We start from the raw sequence: 5309 nt of genomic DNA on the forward strand, positions 1-5309 counted from the left end.
ACATTTCGCTGGACTGGACAAGATCGCTATCCATCGGAGCCATCAAGAACAGCAGCAGATCATCGAAAGCATAATCCTCTCGCAATCGCCGTCCTAATTCGAGACCATCTTGTTCAGGCAAGCTTTGATTGATCAAACAGATATCAAACGGTGTCCCGTTTGCACGTGATTTCGTTAATCGTTTGACGGCATCTTCCGCGTTTTCAACGCATTCCACTTTGATCTGCCAAGCTTGCAACATGCTATTGAGCGTACGTCGACACTCGTCGTTGTCTTCGACCACAAGCACTTGCAAATCATGCACTTGATCGTTGGTGACACGTTCAGCACTGATCCGGTCGCGAGATTTCACCACGTGCAACCGTTTGAATGTCAGTGTAAACCAAAACCGTGACCCCACCCCTTCCTCGCTTTGCACTCCGATGCTTCCGCCCATCAAATCGACCAGCCCTTTGCTGATCGAAAGCCCCAACCCTGTCCCGCCATACTGGCGACTGGTCGAACTATCCATTTGCGAGAATGCTTGGAACAATCGATGAATGCGATCACGAGGAATACCGATCCCGGTGTCCGTAATCGAAAACTGGATCGTCGCTTCACTTTCAGTCAACCGCTGTGGTTCGGCAAGCAACGTGACTTCGCCTCGCTCGGTAAATTTGATTGCGTTTCCGATCAGATTAAACAGCACTTGACGTAGACGGTTGCTGTCGCCTGACAATGTCATGGTCGCAGGATGGTCCAACTGGTAAAGCAACTCGATCTGCTTGCCTGCCAACCGAGTGGGCATCGATGTCATGACATCATCGAGCAATTCCAGCAAATCGAATCGATGTTCGTCCAGCTCGAGATGTCCGGCTTCGATTTTTGAAAAATCGAGAATGTCATTGATCAGTGTCATCAATGCCTTGCCGCTCGATTGACAAGCGTCCACGAATCGTTTTTGGCGGGCATCGAGCCCGGTCTCGGACAGCAACTCGGTCATTCCGATCACCCCATTGAGCGGAGTGCGCAGCTCGTGACTCATCGCCGCGAGAAACTCACTCTTGGCCAAATTCGCTTTCTCCGCAACGCGTTTTGCCGATTGCAATTTTGCCTGCGCTTCCTTTTGCGATGTTGCATCCAACACAAAACAGAGCGTCAAGTCGTCTTCTTCATCAAGACGAGTGGCTCCGATCACTACCGGCACACGCGTGCCATCGTGACGAATTAACTCTTTCTCGTAGGGTTTGACCGCGCCCGTGGCCAACAACTCTGTCGTCGCCTGTTCGTCACGAGGCGAATATTCCTCGGGAGTCAGCTCTCGCCAATCGAATACCTGCTGTTCGAATCTAGCAGGAGAAGAACCAACGATACGGAGCATTTCATCATTGGCTTGAACCACTTCGCCACTGATACGTACGATTGCAATACCGACGATGTCCGATCGCAAGAACCGCTGAAAGCGTTTTTGCTGTTGTCGCATCGCGATTTCGGCGTTCTTTCGCTCAGTGATATTGACTTGCGTGCCAATAAACTGCGTCAATTCACCCTGTTCATCAAAGACAGGATCGATCTTCAAATCAATCCAATATTTCTCGCCCGACTTGTTGTAATTGACAATTTCCACCGCGACGCTTTCCCCACGTCGGACCGCGTCGGAAATCAAACACACCGTGTTGGCATCGGTCTCGGGACCTATCAGCAGGTCGTTTGGGTACTCCCCTACGACTTCGTCCAAGGTGTAGCCGGTCAAGTGCGTGAACCCGTCGTTCACCCATTCAATTCGCCCATCCGAATCGCAGATCACCACCGAATGCTTGGTCTTACTTGCGACGAGCGAAAGTTTTCGAATTTGCGATGTGTATTCGCGCAGTTTTGCGTCTGCGTCTTTTCGTTGCTGAATATCCTCAACGACGGTGATAAAATGCTTGGGGTTGCCGGTCACGTCGCGGACCAACGACACCGTCAACTTTCCCCATACCTGACTTCCATCCTTGCGAATAAAACGCTTTTCCATCGCATAGGAATCGATGCGGCCGTCGAGCAGAAACTGCACGTTGTTCAAATCGGCATTCAGGTCATCCGGATGAGTGAGATCCTGGAACGTCGACTGTAGCAATTCTGCTTCGCTGTAGCCCAGGATGTCGGACAGTCCCTTGTTGACTCGCAACCATTTACCGATCGGCGATACATGGGCGATCCCCATCGCAACCTGCTCGAATGTACTCTGAAAATTGTTCTTACTTTCCCATACAGCATCTTCCTGAAGCTGCTGCTGTGTGAAGTCGAGACAGACACCAAGAAATCGCTCTGGCTTTGCGTTAGTGCCATAGATGACGTTTCCTTTGGCTCGCACGTAATGAATGGTTCCATCTTGATGCAACACTCGGTACTGGGTGTCATAGCGACATCCGGTGCGAAGACTGTTGTTGACGAGTTGCGTAACTCGGTCGCGATCATCCGGGTGAAGCGCCGCGGCAAATAGGTCAAAGTCAATTTCAACGTGGGGATCGACCCCCAAGATCTGCCGAGTGGTACTGTCCCAAGTGAACGTGTTGGTATTCAATTCCCATTCCCAGACTCCAACACGTCCTGCTTCCAAGGCTAGGTTGAGCCGCTCTTTGCCTTCCTGCAATTGCTTGGAAAGCAATGCGGCCGACGGAATCCTCAACGCAGCTGGCGTGACGCGAACAAGAACAACGACCGTTGCCCAAGAAATGATCGCAGAACACGCCTTCATCAATCCTGATAACCGATACACCGGCCACCAAAACAGTCCGGCTTCGATAAAGTGTGTGATTCCACACGACAGAATAAACGCGGACAAATAACCAAATCACTCGAGGAAAGGGCAAATCGCGGCGATGAAGCAAAAAACCCCATCAACACAAGAGGAATCGCAAAGTAGGCGCCAAAAATCGCGACATCCGAAACGATGTGTAGCCACCCCACGTCCAACGACCATGTACCGCAGTACCATCGTGCTGGAAAATCGCGAGTGTCCACCAATTTCGAGAAAAAGGTAGCGATCCCTTCGGCGTGAAATTCACGTTCGCTGTCCGCAGCGATGGCGACTGTCGAACAATCACCATCGCCGCAGCAACTCGCGAGTGAACCAGATTGACTCGACCGTAGGGCCGTGTCTGCGGCACTGGCTTGCGTCACCAACAAGAACAAGACGCAGATTGCTCCCATCACGATGTTCTTAGTCGATCTGCAGCGATCTCGATTTGATCTGGCGATGCCAAACCTCAGACACGAACTCACAGCTTGCCCCCCGCGAGAATTCTTAAGATTTTTAAAGTCGCTCCCACCGTACCGCTGGCTCGGAGACGCTAAAAAACCTTAGGTTGCGGTTTGCGGTGACTAGTCAATCCGGCGGGTATCCGCACGAATACAGCGCATAATCCAAGGTATTTCACACCACCCCCTTTCGGCTTTACGCAAGCAGTTACGGCAGAGTGAACCACTTGGTCTCTGCGGATGCGCTGCTCCGCTGCGGAGGCACACGCGAAACCCCCGAATCAAACAGGCGACTTAGTTGGGAAATCCGGGCTTGTTGTAGGATAAGTTTTCTCGCACGCCGCACCCCCTAATTGCCGTAAACCGACGCCCCCTTTAAGCATATTTTTACGAAAAATTAATCTGCGCTGCGAATTGCATTTTGATAGGACGTATGATTTTTTCGATCGCGCCCCCCATCGGTCTTTTTTGAAAGCTTTGGCACCGTTACCGACGACAATACGGGAATGAAAACGGACTAAGGGAGAGGAAATTGGCATCTCTGCTTGCTGCCACCGTCGCCTTCGTCCGACCGCAACAAGCTTCTTACTGTTGTTGTCCCTTTTCTCGGACGATGATTAAATACAGCCATCACGTTCCTTGGCGGAGGATCTCGATCGCACCGCCCCATCGGAGTGGTGGATCCGGTGATCGCTGAATATGTCGGCGTTGCAGTGATCGATGCAGTGAAATTTCGAGTGAATTTTTTAACAACATGTTTATTGCCAGGAGTTTTATTGCGTGACCTCCGAACCCTCCGCCTCTGACGCTGATCAAGACTTTGACCACGCTTTTTCCATTGCCAAGAAAGCCCTCCAATTCGTTGGCCGTTTTCGGACGCCCCCCACTCCAACTATTTACGAGGTTTGGTATCGATACTCCGAAGGAGCAAGCCCCGAGATTCGTGAACAGTTAAGCGGTGCCATCGACAACGCCAAGCCGGTTTCGATAGAGCAGCTCGAAGCATTGCATCAACAGTATTGCCAACCGACCCATGTCGAGCTCAACAGCCAAATCAGCAGCAAACTCGAAGACGAACTTCAGGAATTAGTGGTCGCGATCGATCGTCAGATGCATGCAGGAGAAAAACTCGGTCATTCGATCGACCATGCCAATCGTGATTTGACCTCAGCCAATATCACTCCGGAAAAGATAAAAGCGTGCGTCGCCGAAGTCCTTGCCAGCAACGCAACCATGCAATCTCAATTGGATTCGATGAAGGTTCAATTGAAGCAGTCCCAAGGGCAAATCAATCATTTACAAGAGGAACTCATCGCGTCGCAGCGGTCGACGATGACAGACGCATTAACCGGAGTTGGTAATCGTCGATGTTTTGATGCCTTGATGGAAACCGCGATCCGTAGCCGCTGCTCGGACACCGCCGGGGACGCCGTGCTGATTCTGGTCGATCTCGACGGTTTCAAACAAGTGAATGACCACCTTGGCCATACGGTCGGTGACAGCCTGTTAAAATTCATTGCGGCGAAGATTCAGTCAGTGATTGGAGATGCGACGGTGGCTCGCTATGGTGGTGACGAATTTGGTGTATTCATGCGTGTGGCGATGGCAAGTGAAGCGTTGCAATTTGCTGAAAAGATTCGCGATTCGCTGGCAAACCATCGTTTCAAACATCAAGCGAGCGGACAATCACTGCCTCAGATTACGGCCTCGATCGGTGTCGCGATCTTGCGAAGCGACGATTCGCGGAAGAGTTGGTTTGACCGCGCGGACAAACTGCTTTACTGTGCCAAGGAAAATGGCCGCAATTGCATTCGCGCCGAACGTCAACTGAACCGCGTCCCGTCAATCAATGGCGACGCATAAGTCAGCCCCAAAACCGCCACCGAAGATCGCCAAGCGTCACAGATCGGTTAGCTCATCTGCACCGCTTCGTCGACGGTGTCGTCCGCATCAGGCATCAACACTTCGATAGCCGCTTCCATTTCTTGCACGGGTCGCGTTCTTCGAAAGCGACACGCAACGATCGTCAGGTTGTCGCTTCCGCCTGCGTCGTTACGCCTCTTGAATCGCTTGATTGCACGCGTCTT

The 5309-nt window shown here is 51.7% G+C and carries 3 protein-coding genes; 1 reads left to right on the top strand and 2 read right to left on the bottom strand.

All coding sequences use genetic code 11. The features are described from left to right. A partial coding sequence (locus tag RMSM_RS36735) for a PAS domain-containing protein (protein WP_478212704.1) occupies positions 1-2806 on the bottom strand: 2806 nt, incomplete at its 3' end. Beyond that, entirely contained in the window at positions 2719-3174 is a 456-nt protein-coding gene (locus RMSM_RS11280; RefSeq protein ID WP_008695572.1) for a hypothetical protein, read from the bottom strand. The genes RMSM_RS11280 and RMSM_RS36735, both read right to left, overlap by 88 nt. Before the next feature lie 828 nt (positions 3175-4002). On the opposite strand from RMSM_RS11280, the gene RMSM_RS11285 reads away from it, so the two are divergent. Continuing rightward, positions 4003-5085 (top strand): GGDEF domain-containing protein, encoded by a 1083-nt coding sequence (locus RMSM_RS11285; RefSeq protein WP_008695576.1) that lies wholly within the window; start codon positions 4003-4005, stop codon positions 5083-5085. The last annotated feature ends 224 nt before the right edge of the window (positions 5086-5309 follow it).

The sequence above is a fragment of the Rhodopirellula maiorica SM1 genome (assembly GCF_000346295.1).
In the GTDB taxonomy this organism is placed as follows: Bacteria; Planctomycetota; Planctomycetia; order Pirellulales; family Pirellulaceae; genus Novipirellula; species Novipirellula maiorica.

Coding starts and splice junctions, on each gene's coding strand:
- RMSM_RS11280 (WP_008695572.1), bottom strand. CDS start 3,174: ATGGGAGCAATCTGCGTCTTGTTCTTGTTGGTGACGCAAGCCAGTGCC.